We start from the raw sequence: 14,993 nt of genomic DNA, 5'->3' as shown, positions 1-14,993 counted from the left end.
CCCCGAATCATCCTCCTGGTCGGGCCGGTTGTGCGGCTTCCAGGAGTTCGGCGAGTTCCACCAGGTCGGTGCCGGTGAGCCGGGGGAGTACGCAGCCGGAGAGGGTGCGGCAGGTGTCGCGCCAGGTCGCCGGGATCGACGTACCGCCGCCGAGTGCGCCTGTCAGCGCGCCCGCTAGAGCCGGTGCCGAGTCCGCGACCCGGGAGAGGCACGCGGCGGCGGGGACCGCCTCGGCGATACGGCCGTCCGCGGCGACGGCGAGGGCCAAGGCCACGGGGACCGTTTCGGCTGCGGCGATGCCGTAGCTGTAGACGTGGTCGACGATTTGGTGTTCGAGGAGGGGGATCAGGGCGAAGGCGCTGTCGGCGTCCCGTGCGAGCTTCAGCGCGTGGCGGGCGTTGCGGCCGATCTCCGTCTCCTCGGGGAGTTCGGCGAGTGCGGCTGTCACGCAGGCCTCGGTGTCCGCGCCGGTCAGGGCGAGGGCGAGGGCCGCCGCCATCGCTCGCGCGCCGTGGACGCCGTCGCCGTCCTGCGTGTAGCGGGCGTCGAACTCGGCGAGGTCGGCGGCGCCTTTGGGGTCGCCGGGGTGGGCTACGGCCAGGACACAGGCCCGTACGCATGCCGCGTCGTCGAAGTAGTGCGGGTTGTCGTGGCCGGTGGCCGGTGGGCGCAGGCCGGTGGCGAGGTTGCCGAGGCCCGCGCGTACGGAGATGCGGGCGCGCAGCGGGATGATCGCCGACTCGACCTCGGGGGCGCGGTCCGCCGCGGCGGCGACTTCGTCGGCCACGGCGGTCCAGGTCAGGTCGATGGCGGCTCGGGTGCGGCGTTCTCGGCTGAGGTCGCCGAGGGCGGAGTCGTCTCCGGCGCGGAGTACGGCCTCTGCGGCGAAGGCCGCCCATTCCGCGTCGTCGGAGGGGCCGAGGCGGAGGGGTTCGGGGGGTTGGTTCAGGGCGATGGGGACGGGGAGGGTGGTCGTTGCGTTGTGTTCGGCGAAGGTGTCGAGTTCGCGCGTGAGGCGGCGGGTCCAGTCGGGCATGCGGGCGGCTCTGTGGCGGGCGGCGGGCCAGCCGGCGGCGTCGCCTGCGGCTAGGCCCAGCAGGAGGCCGAGGACGCGTTGTCCCTCCGGGGGGCGAGCCGTTTCGGCCTCGGCTTCGCCTTCGGCCTGTTCGTTCCCACCCGCACCCGTGCGACTCGCGTCGTCGGGTGCGGGTGGCCCCAGTGGGGTGTTCTCGCCGTCGGCGGGTGCGGGTTTGTTGTCGGGGGTGGGTGGGGCGTGCGGTGTGTCTTGGCCGTCGGCGGGTGCCGGTTCGTCGTTGGGGTGGGTGGGTCCTGTCGGGTGGCTTCGCCGTCGGTGGGTGCTGGTTCGTTCGGCTGGGTGAGGGGCGTGGGATCGGCGTCGGGGGGTGCCGTTGTCGGGGTGCCCTCGGTCCATGGGGTGGGGGGTCTCATCGGCGTACCCCTTCGGACGGGGCCAGAGCCTCACCCCGTACGGATCCCCCTGCCCCCCACTTGCCGCCTTCCCCCGGCACCAGCAACTCCGCCACATCCAGCACGTGATGCCCGGCCATCGACGGCAGGCAGCTCCCTCGCGCCGGGGCGATCGCCGCCGCCCACTCCGTCGGGATCGCCGACTCTCCCTGGGTCGCACCGGCCAGGGCGCCCGCCACCGCCGCCGTCGTGTCCGCGTCCCGGCCCATGTTCACGGCCGTCAGCACCGCCTGGACGAAGTCACCGTCCGCTGCCGCGTAGGCGCCGAAGGCCAGGGCGACCGCCTCGGGGGCCAGGTCGGTCCAGGGGTAGCCGCCGATGACGACCGCGGAGCGGACCGCGCGTTCGCCTCGGTGGGCCACCGCCACGGCGCGGCGCAGCGAGCGGGCCGTCCAGGAGTCGTCGGGGACGACGGCCAGCGCCGAGGCCACCACCGCGATCGTCGATGCCCCCGCCATCGCCGCCGCCACGCCCGCCGCCACCGCCTGGCCGCCGTAGATGCCTTCGCCCTCGTGGCTGACCGAGCCGTCGATGGCCACCAGGCGGGCCGCCTCCGCGGGACGGCCCGCCGCGAAGACGCCGAAGGGGGCCGCCCGCATGGCGAGGCCGTCGCTCCAGGCGTGGCGGTGCTGGGCGGAGATCGGTGCGGCCAAGCCACGGCGCAGGTTCTCCAACGTTCCCCGCTCACTGAAGCCCGCGCCCCGGAAGGGACCCTCCGCCCGGTCCGCGATCCACTCGTGCCAGGCCGTCTCCACATGGGCCGGGGTGAGGGCCGAGCCGTGGCGGGCGAGGAGGAGGCCGGAGAAGATCGCGTACTCGGTGTCGTCCGTGCCGGCGGGGCTCTCGGTGACGAATCCCGTGATGCGGCCCCAGCGGGCGCGGATCTCGGAGGGCTTCATGTTCTCCGCCGGGGCGCCCAGTGCGTCGCCCACCGCAAGGCCCAGCAGTGCGCCGCGGGCCCGTTCGCGGAGCTCGGCGGCGTCCCCGGGCGCCGGGACCGAGGGGATGCAGGCGATCGATGGCATGCGTGGCCTCTCCTCCGGGGGCTCCGCCCAGGGCGCGGAGCCCTTTGCGGATGTGTCCCACCGTCGGCGGTTGACCAGAGCCTCGGACGCCTCAGTGTCACCCGGTCGGCATCTGAGCGCACTTTCGCACGAATGAGCGTTCTAGGTAAAACCGCAGGTTAGCCCAGCCTTTCCTTGCTGGCGGGAAGGGATTTTCCGACGTAGATTCGGTGTTGTCCAAGAGTAGAACTTGTCTAAAGACAGCCTTTCCTAATTTCCTGAGCCGGGGGGACCCTCATGGCCATCATCGAGACCGAAGCGCCGCTCCACGCGGCGCACCGTGACAACCACACCCACCGGGACGTGAACGGCGGCTGGCTGCGCCCGGCTGTGTTCGGTGCCATGGACGGCCTGGTCTCCAACCTCGCTCTGATGACCGGTGTCGCGGGCGGGGCGGTCAGTCACCAGACCATCGTGCTGAGCGGGCTCGCCGGGCTTGCCGCCGGCGCCTTCTCCATGGCCGCCGGTGAGTACACCTCCGTGGCCTCGCAGCGCGAACTCGTCGAGGCCGAGCTGGACGTCGAGCGGCGGGAGCTGAGAAAGCACCCGAAGGACGAGGAGGCCGAGCTCGCGGCGCTCTACGAGGCCCGCGGCGTCGAGCCGAAGCTCGCCCGGGCCGTGGCCGCGCAGCTCTCCCGCGATCCCGAGCTGGCCCTGGAGATCCACGCCCGCGAGGAACTCGGCATAGACCCCGGCGATCTGCCGTCGCCGCTCGTCGCGGCCGTGTCGTCGTTCGGGTCGTTCGCGCTGGGTGCCCTGCTGCCCGTACTGCCGTATCTGCTCGGTGCGACCGCGCTGTGGCCGGCCGTACTGCTCGCGCTCGTCGGGCTGTTCCTGTGTGGTGCGGTCGTGGCCAAGGTGACCGCGCGGACCTGGTGGTTCAGCGGACTGCGACAGCTCGCGCTCGGTGGTGCCGCGGCCGGTGTGACGTACGCCCTGGGCAGCTTCTTCGGGACGGCCGTAGGATAGTTCGGCTGGCACTTATGCGTTGGGCCGCATAAGTAGCCGTTACTCGCTGGTTTCGAATGCTTAACCACCGGGCATGAGCCGTAAGCGCTGTGGGCAATGACGCCTGTGGCGCACTCGCGGGGTGGGCGACGGCGCCCCCTCCGCCCCCTGGGATCGACGGACATCGACCTGTCCCGCTCGGTCCCCACATACTTCAAGCCATGTGCGCGGAACCCCCGCCGTAAGCCGTGGCGTCCGCATGTTGGAACGGACTATCCCGGTTCCCGAGAACCGCTCCATCATGTAACCTGCACGAAATTTTGCGATCACGCAGAGGGCCAACGTCGTCCCTCGGCACCTTGCATATGCCAGATGACGACGACGGGAGAGCCGATGCGTACGCCGCGCCAGCCGTCCCAGCACTCCGCGAATGGCCAGAACTGGTCGTTCATGGATGCTCGCCCTGCTGCGCAGGGTATGTACGACCCCCGCAACGAGCACGACGCCTGTGGCGTCGGCTTCGTGGCCACCCTCACCGGCGAGGCGAGCCACGCGCTGGTCGAGCAGGCGCTCACCGTTCTGCGCAACCTCGAACACCGCGGTGCCACCGGCTCCGAGCCCGACTCGGGTGACGGCGCGGGCATCCTCTCCCAGGTGCCGGACGCCTTCTTCCGCGAGGTGGCCGGATTCGAGCTGCCCGGGACCGGTGCGTATGCCGTCGGTATCGCCTTCCTGCCGGAGGAGGGGACGGCCGAGGCCGTCTCGCAGATCGAGACGATCGCCGGCGAGGAGGGCCTGACGGTCCTCGGCTGGCGTGAGGTGCCGGTCGCGCCCGAACTGCTCGGTGCCACCGCCCGGTCGACGATGCCGGCCTTCCGGCAGATCTTCGTCACCGACGGCCGGTCGGAGGGCATCGCCCTCGACCGCAAGGCCTTTGTGCTGCGCAAGCGCGCCGAGCGCGAGGTCGGCGTCTACTTCCCGTCGCTGTCGGCCCGCACGATTGTCTACAAGGGCATGCTGACGACCGGTCAGCTGGAGCCCTTCTTCCCGGACCTGTCCGACCGCCGCTTCGCCTCCGCGATCGCGCTCGTGCACTCCCGGTTCTCCACGAACACCTTCCCGTCGTGGCCGCTCGCGCACCCGTACCGGTTCGTCGCGCACAACGGTGAGATCAACACCGTCAAGGGCAACCGCAACTGGATGGTCGCGCGCGAGTCCCAGCTGGTCTCCGACCTGTTCGGCCCGCAGGAGAAGCTGGAGCGGATCTTCCCGGTCTGTACGCCGGACGCCTCCGACTCGGCTTCGTTCGACGAGGTGCTGGAGCTGCTGCACCTCGGCGGCCGTTCCCTGCCGCACTCCGTGCTGATGATGATCCCCGAGGCGTGGGAGAACCACGACTCCATGGACCCGGCCCGGCGCGCCTTCTACCAGTTCCACTCCACGATGATGGAGCCCTGGGACGGCCCGGCCTGTGTCACCTTCACCGACGGCACCCAGGTCGGCGCAGTGCTCGACCGCAACGGTCTGCGCCCCGGCCGCTACTGGGTCACCGACGAGGGCCTCGTCGTCCTCGGCTCGGAGGTCGGCGTCCTCGACATCGACCCGGCCAAGGTCGTCCGCAAGGGCCGTCTGCAGCCCGGCCGTATGTTCCTCGTGGACACCGCCGAGCACCGCATCATCGAGGACGACGAGATCAAGGCCCAGCTCGCCGCGGAGAAGCCGTACGCGGAGTGGCTGGAGGCCGGCGAGATCGAGCTCTCGGACCTGCCCGAGCGCGAGCACATCGTGCACACGCACGCCTCGGTCACCCGCCGCCAGCAGACCTTCGGTTACACCGAGGAGGAGCTGCGCGTCATCCTCGCGCCGATGGCCAAGGCCGGTGCCGAGCCGATCGGTTCGATGGGCACCGACTCGCCGATCGCCGCGCTGAGCGACCGCCCGCGTCTGCTCTTCGACTACTTCACCCAGCTGTTCGCGCAGGTCACCAACCCGCCGCTGGACGCCATCCGCGAGGAGCTCGTGACCTCGCTGCGCTCCTCGCTGGGCCCGCAGGGCAACCTGCTCGACCCGACGGCCGCGTCCTGCCGCTCGGTCACCCTGCCCTTCCCGGTGATCGACAACGACGAGCTGGCCAAGCTCATCCACATCAACGCCGACGGCGACATGCCCGGCTTCAAGGCCGCGACCCTCTCCGGCCTGTACCGGGTGCACGGCGGCGGTGACGCCCTCGCCGCGCGCATCGAGGAGATCTGCGCCGAGGCCGACGCCGCCATCGAGAACGGCGCCCGCCTGATCGTCCTGTCGGACCGCCACTCCGACGCCGAGCACGCGCCGATCCCGTCGCTGCTGCTCACCGCGGCCGTCCACCACCACCTCATCCGCACCAAGCAGCGCACCCACGTGGGTCTGCTGGTCGAGGCCGGTGACGTCCGCGAGGTCCACCACGTCGCCCTGCTCATCGGCTACGGCGCCGCCGCCGTCAACCCGTACCTGGCGATGGAGTCCGTCGAGGACCTGCTGCGCGCGGGCACCTTCCTGAACGGCATGGAGCCCGAGCAGGCCATCAAGAACCTGATCTACGCCCTCGGCAAGGGCGTCCTGAAGGTCATGTCCAAGATGGGCATCTCGACCGTCGCCTCCTACCGCGGCGCCCAGGTCTTCGAGGCCGTCGGTCTCGACGAGGCCTTCGTCGAGAAGTACTTCAACGGCACGGCCACCAAGATCGGCGGCGTCGGCATCGACGTCATCGCCAAGGAGGTCGCCGCCCGCCACGCCAAGGCCTACCCGGCCTCCGGCATCGCCCCGGCGCACCGCGCCCTCGACATAGGCGGCGAGTACCAGTGGCGCCGCGAGGGCGAGCCGCACCTGTTCGACCCGGAGACGGTCTTCCGCCTCCAGCACTCCACGCGCACCGGCCGCTACGACATCTTCAAGAAGTACACCGAGCGCGTGAACGAGCAGTCCGAGCGGCTCATGACGCTCCGCGGGCTCTTCGGCTTCAAGTCCGACCGGCAGCCGATCTCCATCGACGAGGTCGAGCCGGCCAGCGAGATCGTCAAGCGCTTCTCCACCGGCGCCATGTCGTACGGCTCCATCTCCAAGGAGGCGCACGAGACCCTCGCCATCGCCATGAATCAGCTGGGCGGCAAGTCCAACACCGGTGAGGGCGGCGAGGACCCGGAGCGTCTGTACGACCCGGCGCGCCGGTCCAGCATCAAGCAGGTCGCCTCCGGCCGCTTCGGTGTCACGTCCGAGTACCTGGTCAACGCCGACGACATCCAGATCAAGATGGCCCAGGGCGCCAAGCCCGGCGAGGGCGGCCAGCTGCCCGGCCACAAGGTCTACCCGTGGGTGGCCAAGACCCGTCACTCGACGCCGGGTGTCGGCCTGATCTCCCCGCCGCCGCACCACGACATCTACTCCATCGAGGACCTGGCCCAGCTGATCCACGACCTCAAGAACGCGAACCCGCAGGCGCGGATTCACGTCAAGCTGGTCTCCGAGGTCGGCGTCGGCACGGTCGCCGCGGGTGTGTCCAAGGCGCACGCGGACGTGGTGCTCATCTCCGGCCACGACGGTGGTACGGGTGCCTCCCCGCTCACCTCGCTGAAGCACGCGGGTGGCCCCTGGGAGCTCGGCCTCGCCGAGACCCAGCAGACCCTGCTGCTCAACGGCCTGCGCGACCGCATCGTCGTGCAGACCGACGGCCAGCTGAAGACCGGCCGTGACGTCGTCATCGCCGCGCTGCTCGGCGCCGAGGAGTTCGGTTTCGCGACCGCGCCGCTCGTCGTCTCCGGCTGCGTCATGATGCGCGTCTGCCACCTGGACACCTGCCCGGTCGGCATCGCCACCCAGAACCCGACGCTCCGCGACCGGTTCAACGGCAAGGCCGAGTACGTCGTGAACTTCTTCCAGTTCATCGCCGAAGAGGTCCGCGAGCTCCTCGCCGAGCTGGGCTTCCGCTCCATCGAGGAGGCCGTGGGTCACGCCGAGGCGCTCGACGTCACGCGTGCCGTCGACCACTGGAAGGCGCAGGGCCTGGACCTGGAGCCGCTGTTCCACGTGCCCGAGCTGCCCGAGGGCGCCGTGCGCCACCAGCTGATCGAGCAGGACCACGGCCTGGAGAAGGCGCTCGACAACGAGCTCATCAAGCTCGCCGCCGACGCCCTGGCCGCGGACTCCGCGACCGACGCCCAGCCGGTGCGCGCCCAGGTCGCCATCCGCAACATCAACCGCACGGTCGGCACCATGCTCGGCCACGAGGTGACGAAGAAGTTCGGGGGCGCGGGTCTGCCCGACGACACCATCGACATCACCTTCACGGGCTCGGCCGGCCAGTCCTTCGGCGCCTTCCTGCCGCGCGGTGTCACGCTGCGCCTGGAGGGCGACGCCAACGACTACGTCGGCAAGGGCCTCTCCGGCGGCCGCGTCATCGTCCGCCCGGACCGGGGCGCCGACCACCTCGCCGAGTACTCGACGATCGCGGGCAACACGATCGCGTACGGTGCGACCGGCGGCGAGCTGTTCCTGCGCGGTCGTACGGGCGAGCGGTTCTGTGTCCGCAACTCCGGTGCGCTGGTCGTCTCCGAGGGCGTGGGCGACCACGGCTGCGAGTACATGACCGGCGGTCACGCGGTGGTCCTCGGCGAGACGGGCCGTAACTTCGCGGCCGGTATGTCGGGTGGCGTCGCGTACGTCATCGACCTGGACCGCGACAACGTCAACGTCGGCAACGTGAACGCCGTCGAGGCGCTGACCGACGACGACAAGCAGTGGCTGCACGACGTCGTGCGCCGTCACCAGGAGGAGACCGGCTCGACGGTCGCCGAGAAGCTGCTGGCCGAGTGGGACACCGCCGTGGACCGCTTCAGCAAGATCATCCCCAGCACGTACAAGGCAGTGCTCGCCGCCAAGGACGCCGCCGAGCGAGCCGGTCTCTCCGAGACCGAGACCCACGAGAAGATGATGGAGGCGGCGATCAATGGCTGACCCGAAGGGCTTCCTGAACCACGGCCGTGAGGTCGCCAAGACCCGTCCCGTCAGCGAGCGCGTCAAGGACTGGAACGAGGTCTACGTCCCCGGCTCCCTGCTGCCGATCATCAGCAAGCAGGCCAGCCGGTGCATGGACTGCGGCATCCCGTTCTGCCACAACGGCTGTCCGCTGGGGAACCTGATCCCCGAGTGGAACGACTACGCCTACCGCGAGGACTGGGCGGCCGCCTCCGAGCGCCTGCACGCGACCAACAACTTCCCGGAGTTCACCGGTCGCCTCTGCCCGGCGCCCTGTGAGTCGGCGTGTGTGCTCGGCATCAACCAGCCGGCCGTCACCATCAAGAACGTCGAGGTCTCGATCATCGACAAGGCGTGGGAGACCGGGGACGTCGCCCCGCAGATCCCCGAGCGCCTGTCCGGCAAGACCGTCGCGGTCGTCGGCTCGGGCCCCGCGGGCCTGGCCGCCGCCCAGCAGCTCACCCGGGCCGGTCACACCGTCGCCGTCTACGAGCGGGCGGACCGCATCGGAGGCCTTCTCCGGTACGGCATCCCCGAGTTCAAGATGGAGAAGCGGCACATCAACCGCCGTATCGAGCAGATGCGCGCGGAGGGCACCCGCTTCCGTACCGGTATCGAGATCGGCCGTGACCTCAAGGCGACCGACCTGAAGAAGCGGTACGACGCCGTGGTCCTGGCCGTCGGCGCCACGACCGCCCGCGACCTGCCGGTGCCGGGCCGTGAGCTCAAGGGCATCTACCAGGCCATGGAGTACCTGCCGCTGGCCAACAAGGTCCAGGAGGGCGACTTCGTGGCGCCCCCGATCTCGGCCGAGGGCAAGCACGTCGTGGTCATCGGCGGCGGCGACACCGGCGCGGACTGCGTGGGCACCGCCCACCGCCAGGGCGCGGCCTCGGTGACGCAGCTGGAGATCATGCCCCGCCCGAACGACGAGCGGAACCCGGTCGCCCAGCCCTGGCCGACCTTCCCGATGCTCTACAAGGTCACGTCCGCGCACGAGGAGGGCGGCGAGCGGGTCTACTCCGTCTCCACCACCCACTTCGAGGGCGACGAGGACGGCAACGTCCAGTGGCTGCACCTCACCGAGGTCGAGTTCATCGACGGCAAGCTGACCCCGAAGCCGGGCACGGAGCGCAAGATCCCGGCCCAGCTCGTGACGCTGGCGATGGGCTTCACCGGCACCGACCGGGAGAACGGCCTGGTGGACCAGTTCGGCCTGGACCTCGACGAGCGCGGCAACATCGCCCGCGACGCCGACTTCCAGACCAACGTGCCCGGCGTCTTCGTCGCCGGTGACGCGGGCCGCGGCCAGTCGCTCATCGTGTGGGCAATCGCGGAGGGCCGCTCGGCTGCCCGCGGCGTCGACCGCTTCCTGACCGGGGCGAGCGAGCTGCCGGCCCCGATCCGGCCGACGGACCGTGCGCTGATGGTCTGAGCGCACCACAGGTGACCTGACAGTCACTCAGTGACCTGACAGGCACTCAAAAACGTCCCGTACAACGGCGTACGGAACACTGACGGCGCCTGCCCCTTGTCCCCGACCGGACGAATGGGCGGGCGCCGTCGCCTTTCTCAGATGGCTCGCAGCCGCACGGTCACCGGAGCCGGTTCCTCGGGAACGGGCAGCGACCGCACGGTCAAGGCGTCCCCGTTCTCGACCACTCCGCTGCCGGACCGGTCGAGATGGGCGTCCACCACGACCCGCCGCTCCGGCGTCCAGTCGGCCGACAGCCGGAAGGGCACGGCGAGCGTGCCCTCCCCGTCGTACGAGAGGTCCTGGACCGTCACCGCGAGCTCCCGGGCGGGCGCGTCCGCGAGTGTCACGTCGAGGAGCCGCACCCGGAGGACCGCCTCCGAGAAGGCGCCCAGATCAGGAGTGAGCAGCACGCGTCCAGAAACTGTCGTCATGTCCCTCAGGAGTTGAGCACGGCGTACCGCGCCTCGATGTCGACCGGCCCGCCCGTGAGGTTGCGGATCTCGATAAAGTACTTGATCAGGTTGCTCGCCTGACGGTCCACCTGGACCTTCCACTCCACCTGGGCGTTGCCGTCCACCATGGGCCACGTCGGGACGACGGTCCAGTCGACCCGCCACGCCTCCGGCCAGCTGTGGGTGAACCACCGCCGGCTGGTGTTCGCCGGTACCTGTCCGCGGAACTGCACTCCCAGAATCATGACGTTCCCCCTTCCGGGGCCTCGGGTGCGGCCCCACCGTCCTGCATGTTCTCGGCGGCGGGCAGCTGTGCGCCGCCCGGAGCCCCGCCGCCCTGAGCGGCACCCAGCGGCGCGTACGCCGCGCCCGCGAACTCGGGTCCGCCGATGCCGCTGCCGGTCCCGGTGACGCTGACACCCGCCGGGGCGCCCGGCGCACCGCTCAGGTCCGGCGCCGGACCGGCGTCGACGGCGTCGGCCCAGCCGGCCGGCGCGGACTCGCCCTGCATACCCATTCCTTGCATGGTTCCCCCTGTCAGGTCACTCAGGTGGCGTTGGCGCCCCAGCCCAGCACGTCGTAGCGGGCCTGGATGTCGACCGGACCACCGGTCAGATTGCGGATGTTGAGGAAGTACTTGAGCAGTCCACCTGACTGCCGGGTCACCTGGACCCATGACTCGATCTGCGCGTCCCCGTCCACCACGGGCGCGGTCGGCACGACCGTCCAGTGGACGTACCAGTGCGCCGGCCAGCTGTGCGTGAACCAGCGCCCGACCTGCCCGGCCGCGACCCGTCCGGTGAACTGCACACCGGAGAAGCGCGCCGGCGACTCCAGGTTCGCGTACATCGTGCGTACGGCGAGACAGTCGCCGGGGCTGAGCCCCTGCCGCTGGCCGATCTCCACGGTCTGCCGGGGCACGATGGTGTCCTGGCCGTTGTTGGAGAACGCCCACCGCGGATAGTGCATGATCGAGTGGTAGTCGTACGCGCCGACGTCGTCGCCGTCGGTGATGTGCTGGTTGAAGTTGTGGGCCATGCCCTGCTGGATGTTGGCCCAGTTGATGGTGACGAACTGGTCCCGGTCCTCCCGGCTCTGCTCGTGCCACAGCCCGACCGCGTGCCCGATCTCATGGATCGCGGCGCCCAGTTCGCAGCCCTGGCCCAGCGTGATCTGCTGGACGTTGCCGCGCCGGCCCACGGCCGAACTGCAGCCGCTGCCGGGGACGAACCGGATGAAGTCCGGGTACTGGCTCTGGTTCTGGGCCGTGCGCTGCACGAACCGGATGCGGGTGTTGCGCTGCCAGTGGTCGATCGCGCCGGTCACCCGGGCCTGGTCGGGCAGGGTGGGGTCTATCTCGTACGGTACGAGGCCGTTCGCCCAGCGGAACTGTGTGCCGGGGATGATCACCCCGCTCTCCAGGAGCGCGACCGCCTGGTCGGCGGCGACCTGCTTGGACTCGATGAGGTCGAGGACGATGTCGCCCTCGAACACGGGCCGGCCGTCGACCTCGGTGTACTGCACGGCCTTCGGCCCCTTGCCCGCCAGCTGGACCAGCCCCGCCTGCACCTCCGGTCCGACCTGGTACGGCCCGAACCCGAAACCGGCGGCGGCCGGTTCGGCCGTATCGGTTGCCATGGCGTCCCCCTTTTTTTGGCGTTGTTCCCCCTTGAGGGGATTAACGTCGATGAGGGACCAAGTTCCGTCAATGGGCGGCGGAGTCGGCTTTTGTCTCGTACGTCTGGCCAGGGGGACTAGGGCACCTTGTACGTCTCCCCGTACACCTGCCACACCAAGGGAGTGGCGAGCCTGAAGTTGCCGTCGTAGAGGAACCGCCGCTGGGCGGTGTCGATGCGTGTGGTGTCGATGCCCTTCCTCTTCTCCCGCATGGCCTTCTTGCGGATGTCGAGGAAGATGTCCAGGTACGCCTTCTCCGAGCCGCCCTCGGAGGGGGTGTTCGCCTCGCGCAGGGCGCGTTCGCGCAGGCCGTAGAAGCTGGTGGCGTTGGTGCCGGGGCCGTGGAAGACCATCGCGTCGTAGTAGACGAACTGGCCCAGCGTGCCCAGGCCGTCGAGCTTGGCGAGCCGGACCGCGGGGTTGAAGTACATGCGGTCGCGTTCGGTGTCCTGCGCCTCGCGGAAGGCGGCGACCTTCGCCTCGGCCTTCCAGGCGGCGGTGAAACCGGGGTCGAGGCCCTCGTGGGAGTCGGTGCCGTCGACCTTGCGCAGGGCGGGGAGGTACTTCGCGAGGCCGTTGTCCGGGTGGGCCTTGGTGTAGTTCTCGACCAGGATGAGCATGTCGTGGGTGCCGGAGCAGAAGCCGATGATGCCCGCCGTGTAGCCCTGGCCGTCGCCGATGTCCTCGATGTATCCGTAGGCGCCGCGCCAGTCCAGGGTCGAGTTCTCGGCGCTGGCCACGATCTGCTGCGCCAGCTCCTTCTTGGCCGGCGCGGCGAGCCCCGCCGGCAGGCTCGCGATCAGCTTGTCGTCCTCGGCGCGCTCCTGCTCGGCCCGGCTCTTGGCGTCCTGGCGGGCCAGCTGCTCGGCGGAGACGGGTGGCTTCGCCGGGCTCTCGGCGGAGTCCGTGGGGGCGAGGAAGTAGGCCGCCGCCGTGATGACGACGGGGACGGCGGCGAAGAGCAGGACGCCTCGTCGTCTCACTGGGCCACCCCTGCGCCCGTCAGTTCCGAGACCTTGGCGAATGCGAGCACCGCCAGCACCACCAGCACGCCCACGCAGGCGACGCCCTGGATCACGGCCTGGCGCGGCCCGCGCGGGGCGTATGCGTAGGCGAGCGTCACCGCGGCTCCCGTCAGCAGGCCGCCGAGGTGGCCCTGCCAGGACGTGAGTCCGGCGGACAGCAGCAGCCACAGGAGCAGGAACGTCGTGAAGCGGTTGACGACCCGCATGTCCGCGCCGATCCGGCGGGCGAGGACGTAGTACGCGGCGCCGAGGCCGAAGATCGCGCCCGACGCACCGACGGACTCCACGTTCACGTCGGTGAGCAGCAGCTCGAACACCGAACCGCCCAGGGTGGCCAGCAGGTACAGCGCGAGGTACCGGGCCCGGCCCAGCATGGGCTCAACGACCCGGCCGAGCTGCCACAGCGAGAGCATGTTCATCACGATGTGCAGCAGCCCGAACGTGCCCTCGGTCGGCGGCGAGTGGAGGAAACCGCTGGTCAGTAGCCGGTCCCACTGCCCGGCGACGACGCCCTCGGCGTGGTACTCCGACGGGTACCCGGGCTCGTAGACGTAGTAGCCGCCGTCCGGCCCGACCAGCCGGGCGCTCAGCATGGCGAACCGGTCCAGGATCTCCGGGCGCACCACCTCGGCCACGTAGGCCAGGACGTTGAGCCCGATGAGCACGGAGGTCACGAGCGGCGTCGCCGAGATCCGGCCACCGACGACCGTACGCGCCTGCCGCACCGACCGCGCGCCCTCCCGTACACACTCCACGCACTGGTGGCCGACGGCCGCCTCCCGCATGCAGTCCGGGCAGATGTACCGGTCGCAGCGGGTGCAGCGGACGTGGGACTCCACCTTGGGGTGGCGGTAGCAGGTGGTGACGGTGGACTCGGTGGACTCGGGTTCCACGGCAGCCGGCTCCTCGAAGGGGACTGGACGGACGGTGAGCCGGTGGGGACGGCGGCGAACAAAATAGCGAACAGCTGTGGACGGAGGGATGGGCGGGGCCCATGGTGCCGTAACCTCGGCAAGCATCAGAAGCACGAGGGGGACACCATATGGCCGCGATCAGTCTCAGCAAGGTGGAGGAGACCGCGCCCGCGCTGGTCAGCCTGTACAAGAGCGCCGGGGTGTCGCTTCACAAGCACGGGCTGGACGGGGTGCGGGCCGCGGTCTATCTGGTGGTCGACTACTCCGGGTCGATGAAGCCGTACTACAAGGACGGCAGCGTGCAGGCGCTCGCCGACCGGGTGCTCGGGCTGTCGGCGCACCTCGACGACGACGGGACCGTGCCGGTGGTGTTCTTCTCCACCGACATCGACGCCGAGACCGAGATCGCGCTGGCCGACCACCGGGGGCGGATCGAGCGGATCGTGGCCGGGCTCGGCCACATGGGCAAGACCAGCTACCACCTGGCGATGGACGCCGTCATCGACCACTACCTGGACAGCGGGTCGAAGGATCCCGCCCTCGTGGTCTTCCAGACCGACGGCGGGCCGATCAACAAGCTCGCCGCGGAGCGATACCTGTGCAAGGCGGCACGGCTGCCGCTGTTCTGGCAGTTCATCGGGTTCGGGGATCCGACGAGCAGGCAGTTCGAGTACCTGCGCAAGCTCGACGAGCTGTCCGTGCCGGACAAGCGGATCGTCGACAACGCCGGGTTCTTCCACGCCGGTGCGGAGCCGCGGAAGGTGTCCGACGCCGAGTTGTACGACCGCCTGGTCGGCGAGTTCCCGAAGTGGCTGGCGGCGGCCCGGGCGCAGGGGATCGTACGGGGGTAGTGGCCCACCCGGGTGCGCGGCAGTTCGTTCATCCGGGCTCGCGGCAGTCGCTCTTCCGGGCTCGCCGCAGTTGCTCACCCGCTTGCC

12 protein-coding genes are annotated in these 14,993 nt (G+C 70.3%); 4 read left to right on the top strand and 8 right to left on the bottom strand.

The window, feature by feature from the left end; genetic code table 11:
- Positions 1 to 7: 7 nt before the first annotated feature.
- Together ACQEV2_RS10615 and ACQEV2_RS10610 are read right to left on the bottom strand one after the other, a co-directional pair.
- Positions 8 to 1,432 (bottom strand): ADP-ribosylglycohydrolase family protein, encoded by a 1,425-nt coding sequence (locus tag ACQEV2_RS10615; protein ID WP_433038974.1) that lies wholly within the window; start codon positions 1,430 to 1,432, stop codon positions 8 to 10.
- Positions 1,433 to 1,445: 13 nt separating this feature from the next.
- Positions 1,446 to 2,513 (bottom strand): ADP-ribosylglycohydrolase family protein, encoded by a 1,068-nt coding sequence (locus ACQEV2_RS10610; RefSeq protein ID WP_433038972.1) that lies wholly within the window; start codon positions 2,511 to 2,513, stop codon positions 1,446 to 1,448.
- 276 nt (positions 2,514 to 2,789) lie between these two features.
- Between ACQEV2_RS10610 and ACQEV2_RS10605 the strand changes: the two genes are divergently transcribed.
- From ACQEV2_RS10605 to ACQEV2_RS10595, 3 genes are all read left to right on the top strand, one after another.
- Positions 2,790 to 3,521 carry a VIT1/CCC1 transporter family protein gene (locus ACQEV2_RS10605; RefSeq protein ID WP_433038970.1) on the top strand — a complete coding sequence of 244 codons (732 nt, stop codon included), beginning with the start codon at positions 2,790 to 2,792 and terminating at the stop codon, positions 3,519 to 3,521.
- 372 nt (positions 3,522 to 3,893) lie between these two features.
- On the top strand, positions 3,894 to 8,489 hold the full coding sequence (gene gltB, locus ACQEV2_RS10600) for a glutamate synthase large subunit (protein ID WP_433054342.1): 4,596 nt from the start codon (positions 3,894 to 3,896) through the stop codon (positions 8,487 to 8,489).
- Complete coding sequence (locus ACQEV2_RS10595; protein WP_433038968.1) at positions 8,482 to 9,945, top strand: glutamate synthase subunit beta; 1,464 nt, start codon at positions 8,482 to 8,484, stop codon at positions 9,943 to 9,945. The genes gltB and ACQEV2_RS10595 overlap by 8 nt, the downstream gene beginning before the upstream one ends.
- A 137-nt stretch (positions 9,946 to 10,082) precedes the next feature.
- Here ACQEV2_RS10595 and ACQEV2_RS10590 read toward each other — a convergent pair whose 3' ends face one another.
- The 6 genes from ACQEV2_RS10590 to ACQEV2_RS10565 all read right to left on the bottom strand — a co-directional run bounded on the left by ACQEV2_RS10590 (position 10,083) and on the right by ACQEV2_RS10565 (position 14,034).
- On the bottom strand, positions 10,083 to 10,418 hold the full coding sequence (locus tag ACQEV2_RS10590) for a YbaY family lipoprotein (protein WP_433038966.1): 336 nt from the start codon (positions 10,416 to 10,418) through the stop codon (positions 10,083 to 10,085).
- Between the two features lie 5 nt (positions 10,419 to 10,423).
- The gene (locus ACQEV2_RS10585) at positions 10,424 to 10,684 is read right to left on the bottom strand and encodes a hypothetical protein (protein ID WP_031483461.1); all 261 of its coding nucleotides are present in this window, start codon (positions 10,682 to 10,684) and stop codon (positions 10,424 to 10,426) included.
- Entirely contained in the window at positions 10,681 to 10,950 is a 270-nt protein-coding gene (locus ACQEV2_RS10580; RefSeq protein WP_433038964.1) for a hypothetical protein, read from the bottom strand. The genes ACQEV2_RS10585 and ACQEV2_RS10580 overlap by 4 nt, the downstream gene beginning before the upstream one ends.
- A 35-nt stretch (positions 10,951 to 10,985) precedes the next feature.
- Complete coding sequence (legP, locus tag ACQEV2_RS10575) at positions 10,986 to 12,077, bottom strand: Dot/Icm T4SS effector Zinc-dependent metalloprotease LegP (protein WP_433038962.1); 1,092 nt, start codon at positions 12,075 to 12,077, stop codon at positions 10,986 to 10,988.
- Between the two features lie 116 nt (positions 12,078 to 12,193).
- Positions 12,194 to 13,099, bottom strand: coding sequence for a chitosanase (locus ACQEV2_RS10570; protein WP_433038960.1), 906 nt, complete (start codon positions 13,097 to 13,099; stop codon positions 12,194 to 12,196).
- Complete coding sequence (locus tag ACQEV2_RS10565) at positions 13,096 to 14,034, bottom strand: rhomboid family intramembrane serine protease (protein WP_433038958.1); 939 nt, start codon at positions 14,032 to 14,034, stop codon at positions 13,096 to 13,098. The genes ACQEV2_RS10570 and ACQEV2_RS10565 overlap by 4 nt, the downstream gene beginning before the upstream one ends.
- Before the next feature lie 149 nt (positions 14,035 to 14,183).
- Between ACQEV2_RS10565 and ACQEV2_RS10560 the strand changes: the two genes are divergently transcribed.
- A complete protein-coding gene (locus tag ACQEV2_RS10560; RefSeq protein WP_433038956.1) occupies positions 14,184 to 14,906 on the top strand; it encodes a vWA domain-containing protein in 723 nt (240 codons plus the stop codon).
- Positions 14,907 to 14,993 lie beyond the last annotated feature (87 nt).

The sequence above is a fragment of the Streptomyces sp. CA-251387 genome, from assembly GCF_050936625.1.
Lineage (GTDB): Bacteria > Actinomycetota > Actinomycetes > Streptomycetales > Streptomycetaceae > Streptomyces.
This window is presented reverse-complemented; position numbering and strand designations above follow the sequence as displayed.

Coding starts and splice junctions, on each gene's coding strand:
- ACQEV2_RS10615 (WP_433038974.1), bottom strand. CDS start 1,432: ATGGACCGAGGGCACCCCGACAACGGCACCCCCCGACGCCGATCCCAC.
- ACQEV2_RS10610 (WP_433038972.1), bottom strand. CDS start 2,513: ATGCCATCGATCGCCTGCATCCCCTCGGTCCCGGCGCCCGGGGACGCC.
- ACQEV2_RS10590 (WP_433038966.1), bottom strand. CDS start 10,418: ATGACGACAGTTTCTGGACGCGTGCTGCTCACTCCTGATCTGGGCGCC.
- legP (WP_433038962.1), bottom strand. CDS start 12,077: ATGGCAACCGATACGGCCGAACCGGCCGCCGCCGGTTTCGGGTTCGGG.
- ACQEV2_RS10595 (WP_433038968.1), top strand. CDS start 8,482: ATGGCTGACCCGAAGGGCTTCCTGAACCACGGCCGTGAGGTCGCCAAG.
- ACQEV2_RS10580 (WP_433038964.1), bottom strand. CDS start 10,950: ATGCAGGGCGAGTCCGCGCCGGCCGGCTGGGCCGACGCCGTCGACGCC.
- ACQEV2_RS10560 (WP_433038956.1), top strand. CDS start 14,184: ATGGCCGCGATCAGTCTCAGCAAGGTGGAGGAGACCGCGCCCGCGCTG.
- ACQEV2_RS10585 (WP_031483461.1), bottom strand. CDS start 10,684: ATGATTCTGGGAGTGCAGTTCCGCGGACAGGTACCGGCGAACACCAGC.
- gltB (WP_433054342.1), top strand. CDS start 3,894: ATGCGTACGCCGCGCCAGCCGTCCCAGCACTCCGCGAATGGCCAGAAC.
- ACQEV2_RS10605 (WP_433038970.1), top strand. CDS start 2,790: ATGGCCATCATCGAGACCGAAGCGCCGCTCCACGCGGCGCACCGTGAC.